The 20672-nt window shown below is 73.3% G+C and carries 17 protein-coding genes; 7 read left to right on the top strand and 10 right to left on the bottom strand.

From position 1 onward, the window contains the following. Positions 1–309: 309 nt before the first annotated feature. Together I8N68_RS33665 and I8N68_RS20895 are read right to left on the bottom strand one after the other, a co-directional pair. Positions 310–2298: a hypothetical protein gene (locus tag I8N68_RS33665; RefSeq protein WP_267909629.1), complete on the bottom strand. Its 1989-nt coding sequence runs from the start codon at positions 2296–2298 to the stop codon at positions 310–312. A gap of 299 nt (positions 2299–2597) precedes the next feature. Continuing rightward, a complete protein-coding gene (locus I8N68_RS20895) occupies positions 2598–4082 on the bottom strand; it encodes an aminopeptidase P family protein (protein WP_200212601.1) in 1485 nt (494 codons plus the stop codon). 158 nt (positions 4083–4240) lie between these two features. Here I8N68_RS20895 and asnB point away from each other — a divergent pair, with 158 nt between their 5' ends. Beyond that, on the top strand, positions 4241–6202 hold the full coding sequence (gene asnB / locus I8N68_RS20890) for an asparagine synthase (glutamine-hydrolyzing) (RefSeq protein ID WP_200212599.1): 1962 nt from the start codon (positions 4241–4243) through the stop codon (positions 6200–6202). A gap of 127 nt (positions 6203–6329) precedes the next feature. On the opposite strand, the gene I8N68_RS20885 is transcribed toward asnB, so the two are convergent. Genes I8N68_RS20885 through I8N68_RS20875 form a run of 3 tightly spaced genes read right to left on the bottom strand, consistent with a single transcriptional unit; the run spans position 6330 to position 10046 of the window. Beyond that, positions 6330–8567, bottom strand: a complete 2238-nt coding sequence (locus I8N68_RS20885; RefSeq protein WP_200212597.1) for a xanthine dehydrogenase family protein molybdopterin-binding subunit — start codon at positions 8565–8567, stop codon at positions 6330–6332. After that, positions 8564–9559 carry an FAD binding domain-containing protein gene (locus I8N68_RS20880; RefSeq protein WP_200212596.1) on the bottom strand — a complete coding sequence of 332 codons (996 nt, stop codon included), beginning with the start codon at positions 9557–9559 and terminating at the stop codon, positions 8564–8566. The genes I8N68_RS20885 and I8N68_RS20880 overlap by 4 nt, the downstream gene beginning before the upstream one ends. Continuing rightward, positions 9546–10046: a (2Fe-2S)-binding protein gene (locus I8N68_RS20875; RefSeq protein WP_372433784.1), complete on the bottom strand. Its 501-nt coding sequence runs from the start codon at positions 10044–10046 to the stop codon at positions 9546–9548. Before I8N68_RS20875 ends, I8N68_RS20880 begins: the two co-directional genes overlap by 14 nt. Before the next feature lie 233 nt (positions 10047–10279). Here I8N68_RS20875 and I8N68_RS20870 point away from each other — a divergent pair, with 233 nt between their 5' ends. Next, the gene (locus tag I8N68_RS20870; protein WP_200212594.1) at positions 10280–11434 is read left to right on the top strand and encodes an XdhC family protein; all 1155 of its coding nucleotides are present in this window, start codon (positions 10280–10282) and stop codon (positions 11432–11434) included. 196 nt (positions 11435–11630) lie between these two features. After that, the gene (locus tag I8N68_RS20865; protein WP_200212591.1) at positions 11631–12563 is read left to right on the top strand and encodes a carbohydrate kinase family protein; all 933 of its coding nucleotides are present in this window, start codon (positions 11631–11633) and stop codon (positions 12561–12563) included. Between the two features lie 23 nt (positions 12564–12586). Here I8N68_RS20865 and I8N68_RS20860 read toward each other — a convergent pair whose 3' ends face one another. Together I8N68_RS20860 and I8N68_RS20855 are read right to left on the bottom strand one after the other, a co-directional pair. Beyond that, positions 12587–13417 carry an MBL fold metallo-hydrolase gene (locus I8N68_RS20860; RefSeq protein ID WP_200212588.1) on the bottom strand — a complete coding sequence of 277 codons (831 nt, stop codon included), beginning with the start codon at positions 13415–13417 and terminating at the stop codon, positions 12587–12589. Continuing rightward, positions 13414–13809: a thioesterase family protein gene (locus I8N68_RS20855; RefSeq protein ID WP_200212587.1), complete on the bottom strand. Its 396-nt coding sequence runs from the start codon at positions 13807–13809 to the stop codon at positions 13414–13416. The genes I8N68_RS20860 and I8N68_RS20855 overlap by 4 nt, the downstream gene beginning before the upstream one ends. 165 nt (positions 13810–13974) lie before the next feature. Here I8N68_RS20855 and I8N68_RS20850 point away from each other — a divergent pair, with 165 nt between their 5' ends. Further along, a complete protein-coding gene (locus I8N68_RS20850) occupies positions 13975–15039 on the top strand; it encodes a phosphatase PAP2 family protein (RefSeq protein ID WP_200212586.1) in 1065 nt (354 codons plus the stop codon). A gap of 15 nt (positions 15040–15054) precedes the next feature. Here I8N68_RS20850 and I8N68_RS20845 read toward each other — a convergent pair whose 3' ends face one another. From I8N68_RS20845 to I8N68_RS20835, 3 genes are read right to left on the bottom strand one after another with little or no spacing between them, the layout of a single operon-like run. Next, complete coding sequence (locus tag I8N68_RS20845; RefSeq protein WP_372433780.1) at positions 15055–16566, bottom strand: PH domain-containing protein; 1512 nt, start codon at positions 16564–16566, stop codon at positions 15055–15057. Next, positions 16563–17090: a PH domain-containing protein gene (locus I8N68_RS20840; RefSeq protein WP_200212585.1), complete on the bottom strand. Its 528-nt coding sequence runs from the start codon at positions 17088–17090 to the stop codon at positions 16563–16565. Before I8N68_RS20840 ends, I8N68_RS20845 begins: the two co-directional genes overlap by 4 nt. 22 nt (positions 17091–17112) lie before the next feature. After that, positions 17113–17343, bottom strand: coding sequence for a hypothetical protein (locus I8N68_RS20835; RefSeq protein WP_200212576.1), 231 nt, complete (start codon positions 17341–17343; stop codon positions 17113–17115). Between the two features lie 241 nt (positions 17344–17584). Between I8N68_RS20835 and I8N68_RS20830 the strand changes: the two genes are divergently transcribed. From I8N68_RS20830 to I8N68_RS20820, 3 genes are read left to right on the top strand one after another with little or no spacing between them, the layout of a single operon-like run. Next, complete coding sequence (locus I8N68_RS20830) at positions 17585–18694, top strand: AAA family ATPase (RefSeq protein WP_200212574.1); 1110 nt, start codon at positions 17585–17587, stop codon at positions 18692–18694. Continuing rightward, positions 18673–19671 carry a DUF58 domain-containing protein gene (locus I8N68_RS20825; RefSeq protein ID WP_200212830.1) on the top strand — a complete coding sequence of 333 codons (999 nt, stop codon included), beginning with the start codon at positions 18673–18675 and terminating at the stop codon, positions 19669–19671. The genes I8N68_RS20830 and I8N68_RS20825 overlap by 22 nt, the downstream gene beginning before the upstream one ends. After that, positions 19668–20618: a VWA domain-containing protein gene (locus I8N68_RS20820; protein ID WP_200212572.1), complete on the top strand. Its 951-nt coding sequence runs from the start codon at positions 19668–19670 to the stop codon at positions 20616–20618. The genes I8N68_RS20825 and I8N68_RS20820 overlap by 4 nt, the downstream gene beginning before the upstream one ends. Positions 20619–20672: the final 54 nt, after the last annotated feature.

The following is a 20672-nucleotide window of genomic DNA, read 5'->3' as shown; positions in this document are numbered from 1 at the left end:
GGCCTTCGCTACAAATCGGTTGTAGCTGCTGAACAACACCGTATGGGAATCTTCTTCGCCTCGTGGGCGTATACGAAGAAAGCCCACATTAGGTATGTGGGCGGTGCAGCCGACAGCACGGCGGACGGGGGTGCGGCAGCGGTGTCACGGGTAGCGAAGAGCATCGTGGAGGGCGGAAAGCGCGCGGCCGCTTCCGGCAGCCCGCATTGGTGACGCGCACGGGCGTACCACGCGGTGAGCGACGCGGGGGAGGGGAGCCCCTTTCCGCCGCCCGGCGGCGGAAAGGGACCCCCTCGGTTATGTGGTGGTTCAGTTGAAGCAGTCTTCGACGGTGCCGGCGCAGTTGGTCGGGTCGTTGTCGGTGACGGTGGACTTGTCGTCGAGCTTGACCTTGCCGTCGTTGTTGAGGATGCCGCCGGCGACGCGGTGGGTCTTGGACGAGTCGGTGGCGGTGTTCTTGGTGACGCGGGTGTCGGTCAGGATGACCGTGCCCTTGTTGTTGAAGATGCCGCCGCCGTTGAGGGCGGTGTTGCCCTTGATTTCGGTGTCCCGCAGGATCAGGGTCGCGTTGTCGCCCTTGCCGTCCCTGCCGTCGTCCTTGCCGTCGTCCTTGCCGTCGTTGCTGTCGGAGTGGTCCTCGAAGCCGTCCTTGAGCTCGACGTCGGGGTCGCCGTTGAAGATGCCGCCGCCGAAGCGTCCGGCGGTGTTGTCGACGATCTTGCTGTCGGAGACGGTGGCGGTGGCCTTGTCCCTGTCCCTGTCCTTGTCCTCGTCCCTGTCCTTGTCCTTGTTCCAGTCCTGGCCGTTCTTCTTGTCCTGGCCGTCCTTCTTCTTGTCCTCGCCGCCGGTGTTGTAGATGCCGCCGCCGTCCTTGTCGGCGTGGTTCTTGGCGACGAGGACCTTGTCGAGGTCGAGGTTGGTGTCGCGGGCGTAGATGCCGCCGCCGTTCTTGCAGGCGGTGTTCTCCTTGATGGTCGACATGACGATCTTGACGAACCCGCCGGAGCTGAACAGGCCGCCGCCGTTCTCGCCGGCCTGGTTGCCCTCGATGGAGGTCTTGAAGATCTCCACGCTGCCGGCCTTGTCGCGGCCGTTCACCCGGTGCGGGCCGTGCTCGCCCTTGTCCTTGTCCTTGTCCTTGTCTTTGCCCTTGCCGTTGGCGATGCCGCCGCCGTTCTTGCCGGCGGTGTTGTTGGCGATGTGGGATTCCTTGACCGTGAGGATGCCGACGTTGAAGATGCCGCCGCCGTTCTCTCGGGCGTGGTTGTTCTCGATCTTGCTGTCCTCGACGTCGACCCGGCCGAAGTTGGCGATGGCGCCACCGTTGCCTTCGGCGTTGTTGCCGGTCAGCTTCACCTTCTCCAGGTGCGCGCTGCCGCCACGCTCGACCAGGATCGCGCCGCCGTCCGCCTCGCCTTCCTTGTCGTCCTTGTCGTTATGACCAGGCCCACCGGGACCGCCGGGCCCACCAGGCCCACCCGGCCCACCGGGACCACCCGGCCCACCGGGACCGCCCGGTCCACCGGGACCGCCGGGCCCGCTTGGCCCGCCAGGTCCACTCGGCCCGCCGGGGCCACCTGGCGCGCCCGGCGCGCTCATTCCGCCCGCCGCGCCCGGCACGCTCGGCCCGCCGGGTCCGCCCGGTCCGCCGGGTCCGTCTGACCCGTACTTGAACTCGGCGGCGTTGCCGCCCTTGACGGTGAGGTCCTTCAGGGTCAGGTCACCGCCGTCGGCGACGCGGAAGATCCGGAAGGCGTCCTCGGAGTCCCGCTTGATCGTCGAGTCGTTGCCCTTGATGGTGATTTCCTGCCTGATCGTCGGCAGGCCCGTACCCGACTTCTTGTCGGAGAAGTCCAGCTCGTACGTGCAGTCCCGAGCCAGCTTCAACGTGCCGCCGTGGTCCCGGTTGGCCAGGTCGACGGCCTCGACCAGCTCCTCTTCGTCACAGGGCACCTCACGGACCCTCCCGTGGTCCCGGTCGTCGTCCCGGTCCTTGCCGTCGCGGCCGTCCTGGTCCCGGTCGGACTCGTCGCCGGCACCCGCCTCGTCGGACTTCTCATCGGACTTCGCGTCGGCCTTGCCGCTGTCGCTCGCGTTCTGCGGCGCGGCCACGTGGTTCTCCGACGCGCGCTTGGGATCGTCGGACTTGTCGTCACGAGCGGCGAGACCACCCAGCGCCGCCAGACCGACGACGCCGGTCAGCCCGGCCACGCCGGTGGCGACCCAGAGCGCCCGCCGCCTGTTCGTCGGCGGGGTCATCGGGGACCCGCCGTCGGAAGTCGTTACGTCGTTGGACATCAGAGCCTTCCGCCCTTCCTGCTACCAAATGTGTTCGGACCGCCTCAGGCGGGTCGAGCAGCTACAAATCGGTTGCAGCTTCTGATGGACACCGTATGAGAACGATCCTCACTTGGCGGACGTATCCGAGAAAACCCCGCATTCTCCTCACATCGGGGCGTTCGACGTGAGGCGGGGGCAGCAGCCAAAGGGAGCCCTGAGCAATACAAGGAGCGGCGGGCCCCGCCACCGGTGCCGTAACGACGGAAACGTCGCAGACGCCGGCGGCGGGGCCCGCCGCGGTGGTCGTACCTCCGGATTTAGCCAGGCAGGCGCGGACCCGCCTCGCGCTGCTCGGCCAGCCAGGTCTCCACCTCGTGGGAAGCGCGCGGCAGGCCGGCCGACAGGTTCACCGCCCCGGCGGCGGTGACCAGGATGTCGTCCTCGATCCGCACGCCGATTCCGCGCAGCTCCTCGGGGACCAGCTCGTCCTCCGGCTGGAAGTACAGGCCGGGCTCGACGGTCAGCACGTAGCCCTCGCCCAGCGGCCCGTCGCGGTAGGTCTCCTTGCGGGCGTTGGCGCAGTCGTGTACGTCGATGCCGAGCATGTGGCTGGTGCCGTGCAGGGTCCACCGGCGGTAGACCGTCGACGCCGGATCCATCGCCTCGTCCACGCTCACCGGCAGCAGCCCGAGATCCTTGAGCGCCTCGGCGAGCACCCGCATGGCGGTCAGGTGCACGTCCCGGAACGCCACGCCCGGCTTGATGATGTCGATGCCGGCCTGCTGTGCGGCGTGGACGGCGTCGTACACCTGGCGCTGCAGCGGGGTGAACCGTCCGTCGACCGGCAGCACCCGGGTCACGTCTGCGGTGTAGAGGTGGCGGTTCTCCACGCCCATGTCCATCAGCAGCAGCTCACCCGGTCGGGTGGCGCCGTGGTTGTGCACCCAGTGGAGGATCGTGGCGTGCTCGCCGCCGCCGACGATCGAGTTGTAGCCGACCTCGTTGCCGTCGTGCCGGGCCCGCAGCGCGAAGATCCCCTCCAGCAGCCGCTCGGAGACGCTCCGGTCGGCCGGCAGCGCCCGGGCCACGTCCTCGAAGCCGCGTACGGTGGCGTCGCACGCCTCCTGGAGCTGGGCGATCTCCCACTCGTCCTTGACCAGCTTCAACTCGGAGATGGCGATGGCCAGCTCCCGGTCGCGGGCCGGCTGGCCCTCGGCGCGCGCGCCGTCGTACGGGCGTACGGCCGTGTCCACCCGGGCGTCGAAGCCGCGCAGCACCCGCGTCCGCCCCGGCGCGCAGTTGGCCAGCGTCGCGTCCAGCTCGGTCAGGTCGGCGGTCGGCAGCCCCAGCTCGGTCGACTTCTCGCCGAGGGTGTGCCGCCGGCCCACCCAGAGCTCGCCGTGCCGGCTGCGGAAGAACTCGTCGGTCTTCCGGGACGACCGGGGCCGCATGAACAGCGTGGCGTCGTGCCCGGAGCCGTTCGGGCGGAGCACCAGCACACTGTCCGGGTCGTGGTCGCCGGTCAGGTAGGCGAAGTCGCTGCCCGGCCGGAACGGGTGGTCGGTGTCGTTGGCGCGTACCTTCTCCCCACCGGTGGGGATGACCAGCGTCTCGCCGGGGAAGGCCGCGGAGAGCGCGGCCCGCCGCTTGGCGTAGTTCGGCACCTCCGGCCGGGGGCCCACCGGCAGTTCGGTGTCCCGCCAACCCTGCCGCATGAACGCCAGGAACGCCTCGGGGAAGTCCGGGTCGTGTGATTCCGTACCGTCCGCCGGCTTGCTCTGCTGCGCCCGCTCCTCGGCCATGATCCGCCTCCTTGCGCCTCGTCGCTGGTCCAGACCGTACCGTGCGGACCGGGACGGGAAGAGCCTGCGGTGCCGCGACGGCCGCTCCGGCCGCGTGGGGAGGGGCAGAGCCAGCGGTGCCGCAACGTCCGAATGGGCTGCGTGGGAAGATGACCACCATGTGCGGACTCCTGGCCTTCTTCAGCGCGCGCGGCGACGCCGCCGCCCACCGCGACAACATCGCCGGAGCACTGGAGTGCCTGCACCACCGCGGCCCGGACGAGACCGGGGTCGAGGTGGTCGGCGACGCCTCCGGCCGGTACGCGGACGGGGTGTTCGCGCACAAGCGCCTGGCGATCATCGACGTGGCGCTCAGCCACGAGCCGCTGCCCTACGCGGGCGGTCGCTACCTGCTCACCTTCAACGGCGAGATCTACAACTACATCGAGCTGCGGGACGAGCTGATCCGGGACTTCGGCGCCCAGTTCGCCACCAACGGCGACGGTGAGGTGATCGTCGCCGGCTACCACTACTGGGGCGAGCAGGTGCTCACCCGGCTGCGGGGCATGTTCGCCTTCGTCATCTGGGACCGGCAGGAGCGGCGCGCGTTCGGCGCCCGGGACTACTTCGGCATCAAGCCGCTGCACTACCTGGAGACCGCCGACGGGCTCTACCTCGCCTCCGAGAAGAAGGCGCTGCTGCCGTTCGCCCAGTCCGCGTATCAGGGCGACGCCGGGATCGACACGGCCAACCTGAGCCACTACCTGACCCTCCAGTACGTCCCGGAGCCGGGCACCCTGCACCAGGGGATCAACCGGATCGGGTCGGGGGAGTACCTGACCTGGACGCCGGGCGGCCGGATCGAGGTGCGCCGGTGGTACCGCCCGGTGTTCCGGCCCGCGCCGGTCTCCGACGAGCAGAAGCTCTACCACGAGATCCGGGAGACGCTGCGGGAGAGCGTCCGGATGCACATGCGCTCGGACGTGCCGGTCGGCTCGTTCCTCTCCAGCGGCATCGACTCCACCGCGGTGGTCGCGCTGGCCCGCGAGTTCAACCCGAACATCCTCACCTTCACCGTCGGCTACGACGTCCCGGGCTACTCCGAGATCGACGTCGCCCAGGACTCGGCCCGGCACCTCGACGTGACCACCATCCCGACCAAGATCGGGCCACAGGACATGATCGACGCGCTGCCGAAGATCGTCTGGCACCTGGACGACCCGGTGGCCGACCCGGCGCTGGTGCCGCTCTACTTCGTGGCGAAGAAGGCCGCCGAGCACGTCACCGTGGTCCTCTCCGGCGAGGGCGCGGACGAGTTCTTCGGCGGTTACACGATCTACCGGGAGCCGCTCTCCCTCGGCGCGGTCAACGGCCTGCCCGGCGGCATGCAGAAGGGGCTGCGGGCGGTCTCCAAGGCCATCCCGCAGGGCGTCAAGGGCAAGAGCTTCCTGGAGCGCGGCACCACCCCGATCGAGCAGCGCTACTACGGCAACGCCCGGATGTTCACCGAGGAGGAGAAGCAGCACCTGCTGCGCCGCTACGACCCCTCGGTCCGCTACACCGACGTCACCGCGCCGATCTACGCGGAGTGCACCGAGCTGGACGACGTCACCAAGATGCAGTACGTCGATCTCTACACCTGGCTGCGCGGCGACATCCTGGTCAAGGCCGACCGGATCTCGATGGCGCACTCGCTGGAGGTGCGGGTGCCCTTCCTCGACCGGGAGGTGTTCAACGTCGCGGCCGGCATCCCGGTGGACCTGAAGCTCCCGCCGCGCTCCGACGCCACCAAGTACGCGATGCGCCAGGCGCTGCAGGGCGTGGTCCCGCCGGCCATCGTGAACCGCAAGAAGCTCGGCTTCCCGACTCCGACCCGCGTCTGGCTGCGCGGCGAGATGTACGAGTGGGCCCGGCACATCCTGTCCACCTCGGGCGCCGGCGACCTGCTCGACCTGTCGTACGCGCTGCGGCTGCTGGACGAGCACAAGCGGGAGGAGGCCGACCACTCCCGCAAGGTGTGGACGGTGCTGATCTTCTGCATCTGGCACGCCATCTTCGTCGCCAAGACCCTCGACCCGGGCATCCAGCGCAACCAGTCCGCCCTGCTCACCAAGCCGGTGGTCGGCAGCATGGTGCGCTGACCGTCGGGCCGCCTCCGGCCCGCCGCTGTTGGTCAAGAGGTTCGCGTCTGGCGGAGGCGGCTCCGGCGGGGCGCGAACCTCTTGATCGTTCAGCGGGACCTCGGGGGCCGGATGTGCCAACCGGTGCTCAGAGCAGCTTCTCCAGCGTGATCGGCAGCTCGTACTGGCGCCGCCCGGTGGCGTGGTAGACGGCGTTGGCGATGGCGGCGGCCGCGCCCACCACACCGATCTCGCCGACGCCCTTCATCCCCAGCGGGTTGACCACCTCGTCGTGCACCTCGATGGTGTCGACCACCACGTCCGGCGCGTCCGCGTTGACCGGGACCAGGTAGTCGCCGAGGCTGGCGTTGGCCCAGCGGCCCAGCCGCGGGTCCATCCGGGTGGCCTCCAGCAGCGCCTGGCCCAGCCCCCAGAGCATGCCGCCCATGAGCTGGCTGTGCGCGGTCTTGCGGTTGAGTACCCGGCCCGGCGCGAACACGCCGACCATCCGGCGTACCCGGACCACGCCGAGATCGGCGTCCACCGCGACCTCGGCCAGCTGCGCGCCGAAGGTGTGCACCCCGTACCCGACGTCCTGCGGCGGCGGGTTCCAGGTGCCGAGCACCTCCACGTCGGGGACGAAGGTGCGGTGCATCAGGTCCGCATACGTCTCGCCGACGTCGGGGCGGTCGCGGAGCACCATCTTGCCGTCGTGGACCTCCACGTTTGCCGGGTCGGCGTCGCGCAGCGGCGAGTGGTCGTCGGCCACCGCGCGCCGGATCAGCTCGTCGCGCAGCTGGGTCGCCGCCAGGTGTACGGCGGAGCCGACCGCGCTGGTGCCGGCCGAGCCCACCGCGGCGGTGACGTTCGGCAGATCGCTGCTGCCCCCGACGAAACGCACCCGTTCCACCGGGATGCCGAGCCCGTCCGCGGCGACCTGGGTCATCGCGGTGAACACGCCCGTGCCGAACTCGGACACGCCGGCCTCGATCACCGCGGTGCCGTCGTTGTAGAGCCGGGCGCGGGAGCGCTGCGGGTTCACCGGCTGGGTCACCGGGTAGAGCGCGCTGGCCATGCCGCTGCCGATCAGCCACTGCCCGTCCCGCCGGGACCGGGGCCGTGGATCCCGGTCGCGCCAGCCGAACAGCTCGGCCGCCCGCTGGTAGCACTCCGTCAGCCCGCTGCTGGACCACGGCTTGCCGCTCTCCGGGTCGGTCGCCGAGTAGTTGCGCAGCCGCAGCTCCAGCGGGTCGATCCCGATCCGCTCGGCCAGCTCGTCCATCGCGCACTCCAGCGCGAACATTCCGGTCGCCTCGCCGGGGGCCCGCGTGAACGTGGGGGTGATGGTGTTGCCCCGGACCAGGTGGTAGACGCCCTCGTAGTGGGGGCTGGTGTACGCCACCGACGGGCTCTGCAACGACGGTTCCGCCCAGTCGTCGAAGGGCGAGGTGAGGGAGAGCTTGTGGTGGCGCAGGGCGGTGATCCGGCCGTCGGCGCGGGCGCCGAGGGTGATCTGCTGCTCCTGCTCCTCGCGGTGCCCGCAGGAGGTGAACATCTGTTCCCGGCTGAGCACCAGCCGCACCGGCCGGCCCACGTGCCGGGCGGCGAGCGCGGCCAGTGCCGGATGGTGCCAGACCATCGCCTTGGAGCCGAAGCTGCCGCCCACCGCGTGGCTCACCACCCGGATCGAGATGGGTGGCCGGCCGAGCAGCTCGGCGAGGGTGAACTGGACGGCGTTCGGTCCCTGGGTGGAGTCGTAGACGGTCAGCCGGTCCACGTCCTCCCAGACGGCGGTGCTGGCCGACGGCTCGATCGGGTTGTGGTGGTTGGGCGCGAACCGGTAGGTGGCGTCCACGCACACCTCCGCCTCGGCCAGCGCCTTGGCCACGTCGCCCCGGGACGAGTGCCCGGGCAGCAGGCCGCCGAAGATCCGCTCCGGCACGTACGCCCGGTCGCGGGCCTGGTCGAGCAGGGTGGTGGCGGGCGTGGTCTCGTACTCGATCCGGATCAGGGTGCCGGCGTGGTCGGCGCGTTCGATGGTGTCGGCGACCACTACGGCGACCGGCTGGCCGCCGTAGTGGACGAGGTCGTCCTGCATCGGAAAGAAGGTCTGCCCCGGCGCGGCCAGCCCGGCCAGCGAGGGGAGCAGCCGCGGCACGGTGGCGACCCGGCCCAGGTTGAGGTGGGTGAGCACGGCCAGCACGCCCTCGGCCCGCTCGGCCTCGCTGGTGTCGATCGCGGTGATCCGGCCGCTGGCGATCTTCGCGTTCACGATCACCGCGTGCGCCAGGTTGGTCACCGGCACCTCGGCCGAGTAGCGCGACTCGCCGCGTACCTTGAAGCGGCCGTCCACCCGGTTGAGGGTGCCGCCGATCGCCGGGCTCATGCCGTCCCCTCCCGCTGCGCCATCTCCTCCAGAGCCCGGACCATGGTCCGCCGGGCCAGCTCGATCTTGAAGGCGTTCATGCCGTGCGGCACCGCCGGCGCCAGCTCCGCCTCCGCGGCGCGGGTGAACGCCTCGATGGTGGCCGGGGCGCCGTCGAGCACCCGCTCGGCCGCCCGGGCCCGCCACGGCTTGGTGGCCACCCCGCCCAGCGCCAGCCGGATCTCCGCGATCCGGCCGCCGGCCACCGACATGGCCACCGCCACCGAGGCGAGCGCGAACTCGTACGACTCGCGGTCCCGGATCTTGACGTACCGGGAGGTGGCCGCCACCGGCAGCGGTGGCAGGTCGATGCCGGTCACCAGTTCGCCGTGGGTCAGCGGATGCTCCTGTTCCGGGGTCTGCCCCGGGAGCAGGAAGAAGTCGTCGATCGGGATGCTGCGCCGCCCGGCCGGTCCCTCGGTCTGCACCACCGCGTCCAGCGCGACCAGGGCAACGGCGACGTCGGAGGGGTGGGTGGCGATGCAGCAGTCGCTGGTGCCGAGCACCGCGTGCCCGCGGTTGACCCCGTCCAGCGCGCTGCACCCGGTGCCCGGGGTCCGCTTGTTGCAGCCGGCCGCCACGTCCCGGAAGTAGCTGCACCGCACCCGCTGCATCAGGTTGCCGGCGACGGTGGCCATGTTGCGCAGCTGCGGGGAGGCGCCGAGCAGCAGCGCCTCGGCGACCATCGGGTAGCGCCGGACCACCGCCGGCTCCTGCGCCACGTCGCTCATCCGCGCCAGCCCGCCGAGCCGCAGCCCGCCGCCGGGCAGCTCCTCGACCTGGTTCAGCGGCAGGTCGCTAATGTCGACCAGGCGGTGCGGCTGCTCGACGTAGATCCGCATCAGGTCGACCTGGGTGGTGCCGCCGGCCAGGAAGGCGCTCTCCGGATCGGCGCTGACGGTGCCGATCGCGGTGCCGACGTCGGCGACCCGGGAGTAGCTAACGGGCCGCATCGCCGCTGCCCTTCTCGTCGCGGACCCGGCGGATCGCCGCGCGGATGTGCGGGTACGCGGCGCAGCGGCAGACGTTGCCGCTCATCCACTCCCGGATCTCGATGTCGTCGCCGGCATGTCCCTCGGCCAGCAGCGCCACCGCGGACATGATCTGCCCCGGCGTGCAGTAGCCGCACTGGAGCGCGTCCGCGTCGAGGAACGCCTGCTGCATCGGGTGCAGCGTGTCCCCATCGGCCAGCCCCTCGATGGTGGCCACCTCGCGGTTCTCGCAGCTGATCGCGAGCGTCAGGCAGGCCAGCACCCGCCGCCGGTCCACCCAGACCGTGCAGGCCCCGCAGGCGCCCTGGTTGCAGCCCTTCTTCGTGCCGGTCAGCTCGAGCCGGTCCCGGAGGGCGTCGAGCAGGCTGACCCGCGGCTCGACCGACATGGTCCGGGTCGCCCCGTTCACCCGCAGGCGGACCTCCACCTCGCCCGGACCCCGGACCACCGCGCTGTCCGGGGCCGGGGTGGTCCGGATCGCCTGGTACGACTTCACCAACTCGCACCCCCTCGTGTCTGAAGCGAACATATATTTCGGAATGCTCTGGAAAGGACAGATCGTCGGACTTGGTGCCGCTGGCGTACCGGCCGCGGCGTGCCGGGGTGGCCCAGCTGGCCGCCCCGTTTCCCCGCGCCGGCCGTCAGCCGGCGGCGCGTCGACCGGACGGAGAGGCGGGACGGGTGCCGGACGTGTTCGACGAACTGCACCGACGTTGGCGGGGTGGCGAGCCGGTGGCGCTGGCCACCGTCGTGGCCACCCGGCGGTCCGCGCCGCAACCGTCCGGCGCCGCGATGCTGGTCGCGGCCGACGGCACGGTCACCGGCAGTGTCTCCGGCGGCTGCGTCGAGGCCGACCTGTACGAGCGGGCGCGCGCCGTCCTCGACACCGGAACCCCGGAGCTCGTTCGCTACGCGGTCAGCGACGACGACGCGTACGCGGTCGGCCTCACCTGCGGCGGGGAGCTCGACGTGTTCCTGGAGCGGGTCGACCCGGCGGGCTTCCCGGAGCTGGGGGCAGTCGCCGCCGCGCGGCGCGCCGGCCGGCCGGTAGCCGTGGTCACCTGCGTCGCGGCCGACGCGGGCGATCCACCGGCGCTGGCGGAACCGGTCGACCCGGCGGGCCGGCTCGGCCGGCGGCTGGTGCTGACCGAGGACGGGACGAGCGGCACGCTGGGCGGGGAGCGGTTGGACGCCGCTGCCGCCGCCGACGCACTCGGGTTGCTCGCCGCCGGCCGCGGCGCGGTGCTCCGCTACGGCTACGACGGGCAGCGGCGCGGCAGCGGCCTCAGCCTCTTCGTGGCGACGTACGCCACGCCGCCCCGGATGATCGTCTTCGGGGCCATCGACTTCGCCGCCGCAGTCGCCCGGATCGGCGCGTTCCTCGGTTACCGGGTGACCGTCTGCGACGCGCGACCGGTCTTCGCCACCGCCCGGCGGTTTCCCGAGGCGGACGAGGTGGTGGTGGACTGGCCGCACCGGTACCTGCGGGCGGAGCTGGAGGCCGGCCGCGTGGATGCGCGGACCGCGGTCTGCGTGCTCACCCACGATCCGAAGTTCGACGTGCCGGTGCTCGCCCTGGCGCTGCGGCACCCACTGGCGTTCGTGGGGGCGATGGGCTCCCGGCGTACCCACGACGAGCGGCGCAAGCAGCTCCGGGAGGCGGGCGTCAGCGTGGCGCAGCTCGACCGGCTCGCCGCGCCGATCGGGCTGGACCTCGGCGGGCGCACGCCGGAGGAGACCGCGGTGAGTGTGGCGGCGCAGATCGTCGCCGGCCGCTGGGGCGGGACGGGGAGACCGCTGGCGGAGCTGGCCGGACCCATCCACCGTCCGGAATAGGCCGGAGCGCGCGCCTGGCGCGCGGACCGGGCGTACCTGGTGACTCGGCGCTCAACCCGCGACTCGCACCCGTCCCGCCACGCCAATACCGTGTCTTCGACGGCCATCAGGCCGCGGACTGTGCCAGCCTGAGGCGACAAGATCGGTCGAGGCGCGCGGTGGACGGTGCGGCGGCGTCGACGACGAAAGGACCGGAATGGGATACGCGGTGGTGCTCGGTGAGGCGCTGGTCGACCTGCTCGACGCCGAACACGACGGGCAGCCCGTCTACCGGCAGGCGATCGGCGGCGGCCCGCTCAACGTGGCCGTGGCGGTGGCCCGGCTCGGCGGGGACGCCCGGTTCGTCGGTTCGCTCGGCGACGACGCGCTGGCCGACCGGATCCGCGCCTTCCTGACCGCCGCGGGCGTCGGGCTCGCCGGTGCGGTGACCGTGCCGGCGCCGACCGCGCTGGCCGTGGCCACCTTCGCCGGCCCCGAACCCGACTTCCGCTTCTACGGCGAGCCCCGGTCGTACGCGCTGCTCACCGCCGACGACCTGGACGTGGCGCTGGTCGAGGGCGCCGACGTGGTCTACTGCGGCTCGATCGTGCTGCTCGACCCGCCGGTGCTCGCCGCCGCCCGGCGGGCCTGGTCGATCGCCGGGGCGCTGCGGGTCTTCGACCCGAACGTCCGCCCCCGGCTGCTGGCCGGCCCGGCGGCCCTCGCCGGGCTCCGCGAGGTGGTCGCCGAGTTCGCCGCGAGCGCCCACCTGGTCAAGCTCAGCACCGCCGACGCCGAGGTGCTCTATCCCCGCGAGCCGGTCGAGGGCGTGGCCGCGTACCTGCGGGAGTTGGGCGCGGGCACCGTGGTGGTCACCCTGGGCGCGGCCGGCGCGCTGGTCGCCGCCGGCCCCGACGTGGTACGGATCCCGGCGCCGAAGGTCCACGCGGTGGACGCCACCGGCGCCGGCGACTCGGTGATGGGCGCGCTCATCGCCGACCTGCTCGCCGCCGGCGAACCCGAGGACCCGGCCGGCTGGCAGCAGCGGGTCGCCTTCGCCCTCCGGGTGGCCGCCCTGGTCTGCGAGTCCCCCGGCGGCGCCGTCGCCATGCCCACCCGCGCCGACGTGACCCACCGCTTCCCCAGCTAACCCAATAGCGGGGGGGGGTGGGGTTAGGGGCGGCCGTCCAGTTCGGCGTAGCCGCGGCGGGCGGCGATGAGGCCGGGGCGGGCGCCGAAGGGGGACTCCGCGGCCACCCGCTCGGGCGGGGCGTTGCCGGTGTGGCCGGCGCGGATCGTCCAGGCCTGCCGGGCGAGCTGGGCGTGCTGGGCGCGGACGAACTCGACGTCGACCAGATCGCCGTGGCCGGGGATCACCACCGTCCCCGGGGTGGTGAGCCGGAGCAGGTCGGCGACGGCGTCCGGCCACTGCAACGGGTACGACTCCTCGAAGGCCGGCGGCCCGCTCTGCTCGACCAGGTCCCCGGCGACCAGCACGTCCGCGTCGGGGACGTGCACCACCAGGTCGGCGTCGGTGTGGCCGTGCCCCGGGTGGCGCAGCAGCACCTGCCGGCCGCCGACGTCCAGCACCGTCTCCGTGAGCACCGGGTGGGTGGGGGCCAGCAGCTCGGTCTCGGCCAGCTCGGCGGCGAGCGCCGGCCGTTCCTCGCGCACCTCCTCGTACGCCGCCCGGCGGAGCTGGTCGGGGTGGTCGCGCAGCGCCTCGACGGCCAGCTCGTGCGCGTACACCGGGCGGGGTGGGTCGGCGGCCAGGGTGGCGTTGCCGAAGCAGTGGTCGAAGTGGTGGTGGGTGTTGACCACGATCCACGGGTGCGGGGTGATCACCCGGGCGGCGGCGGCCAGGGCACGGGCCTGGCCCGCGGTGGACAGGGTGTCCACCAGCAGCGCCGTGCCGTCGCCGACCACCAGCGTCACGTTCACCCTCAGCAGCGGTTCGCGCAGCACGTGGACGCCGTCGGCGACCTCGACGAAGCGGCCGGTCATGACGCCCGCGAGGCGCGCTCGAGGAACCGCTGCCGGTCGACCAGCACCCGGTCGACCCGCCCGTCGGCCACCGTCTCCCCGCCGTCGGTGACGGTCACCTCGAAGAACAGCCGCCGGCCGTCGACCTTGGCGAGTCGGGCCTGCGCGACCACGGTCCGGCCGACCGGCGTGGGGGCCCGGTGGTCCAGCTCTACGCGCAGCCCGACGGTGGTCTGCCCGGCGGGCATCCGGGTGGCGGTCGCGGCCACGGTCGCCGCCTCGGCCAGGGCCAGCACCCGGGGGGTGCCGAGCACCGGCACGTCCCCGGAGCCCACCGCCTGCGCGGTGTCGGCGTCGGTGACGGTCAGCTCGACCCGGGCGGTCAGCCCCGGCGCGAAGGGCGGCTCGTGCATGGTCCCAGCCTAGGTGCTCGCCCGCCGTCCGGGCCACGGCGGGCGACAACCCGGGTGCGCCCGCCGGCACCCGGCCGCCGGTCCGTCCGGTCCGCCGCTGGTGGCGCCACCGGTCGGCACCACCCGCTTCGGTGGGCGCGTCGCCCGTCGTTAACCTTGACCGCGATGGCCGTCGTGACAGATCCTCAGCCCCCCGCCCGGACCGGCCCGACCGCGTCGCCCGACGGCGGGCGTCGCCGTGTCGTCGCCATGGTGATCTGGGGCGTGGCGTTCCTGGCCGGCTGGTTCGCCATCGGCCTGCCCACCGACCCGGCGTACGCCTTCGTGTGGATCTGGGCGGCCACCATCGCCTGGAACTCCTCCCGGCCGTGGCGCAGCCACCTGCGGTTCGCCCGGGACTGGATACCGGTGGTGCTGCTGCTGGCCGGGTACAACCTCTCCCGGGGGTTCGCCGACAACGGGGCGACGCCGCACGCCATGGAGCTGATCGTCGCCGACCGCTTCCTGTTCGGCTGGGGCACCGGCGGCGAGGTGCCCACCATCTGGTTGCAGCAGCACCTGTACCGGCCGGACGTGCACTGGTGGGACGTGCTGGCCAGCTGGGTCTACTTCTCCCACTTCGTGGTGACCCTGGCCGCCGCCGCGGTGCTCTGGCTGCGCGACCGGGGGCGCTGGGCGGCGTACATGCGCCGGTGGGGCTTCCTCTGCGCCGCCGGGCTGGTCACCTACTTCCTCTACCCGGCCGCGCCGCCGTGGTGGGCCGCGCAGAACGGCCTGCTCACCGAGGTCGCCCGGATCTCCACCCGGGGCTGGAAGGCGTTCGGCATGCACGGCGCGGGCAACCTGCTCAACGCCGGGCAGATCGCGTCCAACCCGGTGGCGGCGATGCCCTCGCTGCACACCGCGTTCGCGCTCTTCGTGGTGCTGTTCTTCCTCGGGGCGACCCGGCGTCGCTGGTGGCCGCTGCTGCTGGCGTATCCGCTGGCGATGACGTTCACCCTGGTCTACAGCGGCGAGCACTACATGATCGACGTGCTGGTCGGCTGGGCGTACGTGGGGATGACCTTCCTCGTCGTCGGCCTGGCCGAGCGCTGGTGGGTCGCCCGGCGGGTCCGGCCGGCGGCGAGCGCGCCGCCGGACCCGGCGGCGCTCGCGGGCCGGGCGGGCGACGGCCCCGAGGTGGCCCGGGACACCCCGGCGGAGCCGTCGGCGGTACCGGCCGACCGCTGACCGGTCGGCGCCGGTTCAGGGCCGGCGGCCCCCGTCGGCGCGGCGGGCGGCGTGCGCCCGGGCGGTCAGCTCCGCCGCCAGCTCCCACGCCTCGGTCACGTCCCGGTCGTAGGCGGCCGCGCCGGCCCCGCCGGCCGTGTCCGCGTGCACGGTGGCCAGCCGCAGCCGCCGCTGCGCCGGCCCCTGGGTCACCCGCACGCTCTGGATCCGGGCGTACGGCACGACCGCGAGCTGCCGGGTGAGCAGGCCGGACCGGGCGGCGAACACGCTGTCGTCGAGGCCGGCGCCGGTGGCCGACCGGCTCAGCGGGCGCAGCCAGCGGGCCCGGCGCGGCGGCGGGGTCAGCGGCAGCGCGGCGAGGCGTACGCCGGGCAGCACCTCCGCCACCACCAGCTCGCCGGTGCGCAGGTCGCCGACGGGGAGCAGCCGGTCCGGCCGGTTCCGGTCGTCGGGCTCGGCGGCCGAGTAGCCGGCCACCTCCAGCCGCAGCCGCAGCCAGCCCTTCATCCGCCACAGCAGCGGCCAGGTCACCCCGACGGTCTGCACCCGGTGCAGCGGCACCGTCTGCGCCCGGGTCTCCAGCAGGCCGTTGCGGATGCGCAGGGTGTCGCCGTCCCGGTCCAGCCGGAAGCCCCAGTCGTCGAGCACCCGCCGGATGGGCTGGAGCAGGATGCCGGCCATCGCGGTCAGCGTGCTGGCGACCGCGATGAAGGACCGGGAGCCCTCGGAGAGGAACTGCGCCACCACGAAGGCGACGCCGAAGGGGAGCAGGAACGCCTGCGGGGTGAGCAGCTGGCTGACCAGCAGGTCCTGATTGCGTACCGTGTGCAGCCAGCGTCCGGTCGGCGCGGGTGCGGCGGCCGGGCCGGCGGCCGGCGGGACTCGCTCCGGCGGACGGCCGGCGACGGCGAGCAGGCGCTGGCGCAGCGCGGCCGCCTCGGCGACCCCGAGGTAGGCCAGCGGCGCCTCGGTCTTGCCCCCGCCCACCACCTCCAGGCGCAGCTCGGCCAGGCCGGTGAGCTGGGCCAGCAGCGGCCGGACCACCTCCACGGCCTGCAACCGTTCCAGCGGGATGGCCCGGGTACGCCGCCAGATCAGCCCCTCGTGCACCCGCAACTCGCGGCCGATCACGTGGTAGCCGGTGTTGTACCAGCTGATCACGGCCAGCACGGTGGCACCCAGGGCGAGCACCGCGGCCATCGCCGCGAACCAGCCGAAGCCCACCCGGGACAGCGTCGACCAGGAGAGGCCGGCGATCACCACCACCAGCGACTTGGCCCCGTGCAGCACCGGGCTCAACGGGTGCAGCCGTTGCCGGGGCTCCGCGCCCGACGGCGGCGCCCCCGGCCAGCCGGTCCCGGGCCAGGGCGGCCCGGGCGGTCCGGGCGGTCCGGGGTGCGGGGCGGCCGGCCAGGGCGGCGGCGGGTACGGCCAGGGTGGCCCGGCGGGGCCGGCGTGCGGTGGGGGCAGCTCCGGGCCGGTCGCTGGCGGCGCGTCGGGCCGCGGCTCGGCCGGACCGTCGCTCACAGGCCCTCCGCCCGGTCCTCGCCGAGCGCGGTCAGCCGGTCGCGTAGCCGGGACGCCTCCGCCGGCCGCAGCCCGGGCACCCGCGCGTCGCTCGCCGCCGCCGCGGTGTGCAGTTGCACGGTGGCCAGGTCGAACGCCCGCTCCAGCGGCCCGGCGCTGACGTCGACGAACTGCATCCGCGAGTACGGGACGATGGACAGCCGCCGGACCAGCAGCCCGTGCCGGACCAGCAGGTCCTGCTCCCGTTCGGCGTACCCCCAGGCGCTCACCGCCCGGACGATGGTGAGCGCGCGCCACCCGGCCAGCAGGGCGACCGCGCCGAGGACGGCGCCGAACAACCAGTGCCCGCTGAACGCCCAGCCGAGGCCCAGCCCGACCAGCAGGACGGCCAGCAGCAGGCCGAGCCGGATCAGCTCCACCCAGATCAGGTCGCGGGAGATGGGCTGCCAGCGGACGGTTTCCGGCCAGGGCTCCAGCGCGCCGGCCGGGGCCGGCGGCGGCCCGGCGAGGTCGTCACCGTTCACCGGGGTGATCCGCTGCGCTCGCTCACCCTTCGAGCGTAGGCGATCCGGTGACCGCCGCCACCTCGCGCAGGAAGCCACGCGCGTCGAGAAACGCGCCGAGCGACTCCCGGTGGTCGGGGCAGGCGAGCCAGGTCTTGCGCCGCTCCGGATCATGCAGGCGGGGATTGTTCCAGCGCAGCGCCCAGGCGGCGGGCGCGCGACAGCCGCGTGCCGAGCAGATCGGCGCCTCGTCGGCAGGGCGGGGAGTGGTCATCCGGGCGAGTCTAGGCCGCGCACCGGGAAGTTTTAGCGCCGGGCGGCCACGGGGGGAGCCGCCCGGCGACGGGGTGAATCGTACACACGCCGGACCCCTTCCTGTCCACCCGTGTTCAGCGTTTTCCGTGCCGCGGGACGGCGTGGCGAAAATCGTCCCGCTCCCACCCTCGGCTCTCAGCCGGGCATGACAGTCTTGATGCGCACCACGCCGCGACGACCGACCATGCTGTGGAGGACCGGTGGCCCAGCCGACCACGCCCGACGCCCCGACCCCGACCGAGGCCGAGCCGGACGCGCCGCCGCCGGTCACCACCACCCCGGCCGAGGACGCCACCCTGCTGGAACGGGCGCTGTTCGAGATCAAACGGGTGATCGTCGGTCAGGACCGGATGGTCGAGCGGATGTTCGTCGCCCTGCTCGCCCGGGGTCACTGCCTGCTCGAAGGGGTGCCCGGGGTGGCCAAGACGCTCGCGGTGGAGACCCTCGCCAAGGTGGTGGGCGGCTCCTTCGCCCGGATCCAGTTCACCCCCGACCTGGTCCCCGCCGACATCATGGGCACCCGGATCTACCGCCAGTCCAGCGAGAAGTTCGACGTCGAGCTGGGCCCGGTCTTCGTGAACTTCCTGCTCGCCGACGAGATCAACCGGGCGCCCGCCAAGGTGCAGTCGGCGCTGCTGGAGGTGATGAGCGAGCGGCAGGTCTCCATCGGCGGCGACACCCACCGGGTGCCCGACCCGTTCCTGGTGATGGCGACGCAGAACCCGATCGAGCAGGAGGGCGTCTACCCGCTGCCGGAGGCGCAGCGCGACCGCTTCCTGATGAAGATCGTGGTGGGCTACCCGACCGACGCCGAGGAGCGCGAGATCGTCTACCGGATGGGCGTCGCCCCGCCCGAGCCGACGCCCATCTTCAGCACCCCCGACCTGATCGCCCTGCAGCGCAAGGCCGACCAGGTCTTCGTGCACAACGCGCTGGTCGACTACGCGGTCCGGCTGGTGCTCGCCACCCGCGCCCCGGCCGAACACGGCATGCCCGACGTCGCGCAGCTCATCCAGTACGGCGCCAGCCCGCGCGCCTCGCTGGGGCTGGTCCGGGCCACCCGGGCGCTGGCCCTGCTGCGCGGCCGGGACTACGCCCTGCCGCAGGACGTGCAGGACATCGCCCCGGACATCCTGCGCCACCGGCTCGTGCTCAGCTACGACGCGCTCGCCGACGACGTGCCCGCCGACCACATCGTGCACCGGGTGATGTCCACCATCCCGCTGCCCGCCGTCGCGCCCCGGCAGCAGGCCACCCCGCCGCCACCGGGCGCCCCGGCCGGCGCGGGCTGGCCCGGGCAGCGGCCGTGACCCCACCGACGCCGGACGGGGCCGGCGCGGACCGCAGCGGCGCGGTGCTGTCCCGGCTGCAACTGATGGTCACCCGCAAGCTCGACGGGCTGCTCCAGGGCGACTACGCCGGCCTGCTGCCCGGGCCGGGCAGCGAGGCGGGGGAGTCCCGGGAGTACCGCCCCGGCGACGACGTGCGCCGGATGGACTGGCCGGTCACCGCGCGGACCACCATGCCGCACGTCCGGCGTACGGTGGCCGACCGCGAGCTGGAGACCTGGCTCGCGGTGGACCTGTCGGCGAGCCTCGACTTCGGCACCGGCCGGTGGCTCAAGCGGGACGTGGTGGTCGCCGCGGCGGCCGCCCTGGCCCACCTGACGGTCCGCGGCGGCAACCGGATCGGGGCGGTCGTCGGCACCGGCGCCCCGGCGGCGGCGCCGGCCGGCCGGTGGCGCGGCCCGGCACCGCCGACCGGGCCGGGGACCCTGGTCCGGCTGCCCGCCCGGGCCGGCCGCAAGGAGGCGCAGGGCCTGCTGCGGGCGATCGCCGGTGCCGAGATCCGACCCGGGCGCAGCGACCTCGGCGCGCTGGTCGACATGCTGAACCGACCGCCGCGCCGGCGCGGCGTGGCGGTGGTCATCTCCGACTTCCTGGCGCCGCCGCAGCAGTGGGGCCGGCCGATCCGTAAGCTGCGGGTCCGGCACGACGTGCTGGCGATCGAGGTGGTGGACCCGCGCGAGCTGGAGCTGCCCGACGTGGGGGTGCTGCCGGTGGTCGACCCGGAGACGGGGGAGCTGCACGAGGTGCAGACCGCCGACCCGCGGCTGCGCCGCCGGTACGCCGACGCGGCCGCCGCCCAGCGGGCGGCGATCGCCACGGAACTGCGCTCCGCCGGCGCGGCCCACCTGCGGTTGCGTACGGACCGAGACTGGCTGCTGGACATGGTGCGCTTCGTGGCCGCGCAGCGGCACGCCCGCACTCGAGGGACGACACGATGATCCGTTTTCTGCAACCGTGGTGGCTGCTGGCCGTGCTGCCGGTGCTCGCCCTGGCCGCCGCGTACGTCTGGCGGCAGCTGCACCGCCGGGCGTACGCGATGCGGTTCACCAACGTGGACCTGCTGCGGACCCTGGCGCCGAAGGGGCTGGGCTGGCGGCGACACGCGGCGGCCACCGCGTTCCTGCTCTGCCTGCTGGTGCTGGCCACCGCGCTGGCCCGGCCGGCGATGGACACCAAGGAGCCCCTGGAGCGGGCCACCGTCATGCTCGCCATCGACGTGTCGCTGTCCATGCAGGCCGACGACGTGGCGCCGAACCGGCTGGAGGCCGCGCAGGAGGCGGCCAAACAGTTCGTCGGCGAGCTGCCGGAGAACTACAACCTGGGGCTGGTCTCCTTCGCCAAGTCGGCGAACGTGCTGGTCTCGCCGACCAAGGACCGGGACGCGGTGACCACCGCCATCGACGGGCTGGTGCTGGCCGAGTCGACGGCCACCGGTGAGGCCGTCTTCACCTGCCTGGAGGCGATCAGGTCGGTGCCGGCCGACGGTGCGGCGGGCATCCCGCCGGCCCGGATCGTGCTGCTCTCCGACGGGTACCGCACCTCGGGGCGGTCGGTGGAGGAAGCCGCCGCGGCAGCCCAGGCGGCGAACGTCCCGGTCTCCACGATCGCGTTCGGCACCGACTCCGGTCAGGTGGAGATCGGCGGCCAGCCGCAGCGGGTGCCGGTGGACCGGATGGCGCTGGCGCAGCTCGCGGAGACCACCGAGGGATTCTTCTACGAGGCCGCCTCGGCCAGCGAGCTGAAGCAGGTCTACCAGGACATGGGCAGCTCGATCGGCTTCCGCACCGAGCCGCGCGAGATCACCCAGTGGTACGCGGGGATCGCGCTGCTGCTGGCGCTCTGCGCGGGCGGGCTGAGCCTGCTCTGGTCGTCGCGGCTGCTCTGAGCGGGCGCGCCGGCGCCCGGCCGGCGGTGGTCAGTGACCGCCGCCGGCCAGGAC

The sequence above is a fragment of the Micromonospora coerulea genome, assembly GCF_016598485.1.
Classification (GTDB): Bacteria; Actinomycetota; Actinomycetes; order Mycobacteriales; family Micromonosporaceae; genus Micromonospora; species Micromonospora coerulea.
The sequence above is the reverse complement of the archived record's forward strand: the minus strand, read 5'-3'. Positions and strand labels throughout refer to the sequence as shown.

Coding starts and splice junctions, on each gene's coding strand:
- I8N68_RS33665 (WP_267909629.1), bottom strand. CDS start 2,298: ATGTCCAACGACGTAACGACTTCCGACGGCGGGTCCCCGATGACCCCG.
- I8N68_RS20895 (WP_200212601.1), bottom strand. CDS start 4,082: ATGGCCGAGGAGCGGGCGCAGCAGAGCAAGCCGGCGGACGGTACGGAA.
- asnB (WP_200212599.1), top strand. CDS start 4,241: ATGTGCGGACTCCTGGCCTTCTTCAGCGCGCGCGGCGACGCCGCCGCC.
- I8N68_RS20885 (WP_200212597.1), bottom strand. CDS start 8,567: ATGAGCCCGGCGATCGGCGGCACCCTCAACCGGGTGGACGGCCGCTTC.
- I8N68_RS20880 (WP_200212596.1), bottom strand. CDS start 9,559: ATGCGGCCCGTTAGCTACTCCCGGGTCGCCGACGTCGGCACCGCGATC.
- I8N68_RS20865 (WP_200212591.1), top strand. CDS start 11,631: ATGGGATACGCGGTGGTGCTCGGTGAGGCGCTGGTCGACCTGCTCGAC.
- I8N68_RS20860 (WP_200212588.1), bottom strand. CDS start 13,417: ATGACCGGCCGCTTCGTCGAGGTCGCCGACGGCGTCCACGTGCTGCGC.
- I8N68_RS20855 (WP_200212587.1), bottom strand. CDS start 13,809: ATGCACGAGCCGCCCTTCGCGCCGGGGCTGACCGCCCGGGTCGAGCTG.
- I8N68_RS20850 (WP_200212586.1), top strand. CDS start 13,975: ATGGCCGTCGTGACAGATCCTCAGCCCCCCGCCCGGACCGGCCCGACC.
- I8N68_RS20835 (WP_200212576.1), bottom strand. CDS start 17,343: ATGACCACTCCCCGCCCTGCCGACGAGGCGCCGATCTGCTCGGCACGC.
- I8N68_RS20820 (WP_200212572.1), top strand. CDS start 19,668: ATGATCCGTTTTCTGCAACCGTGGTGGCTGCTGGCCGTGCTGCCGGTG.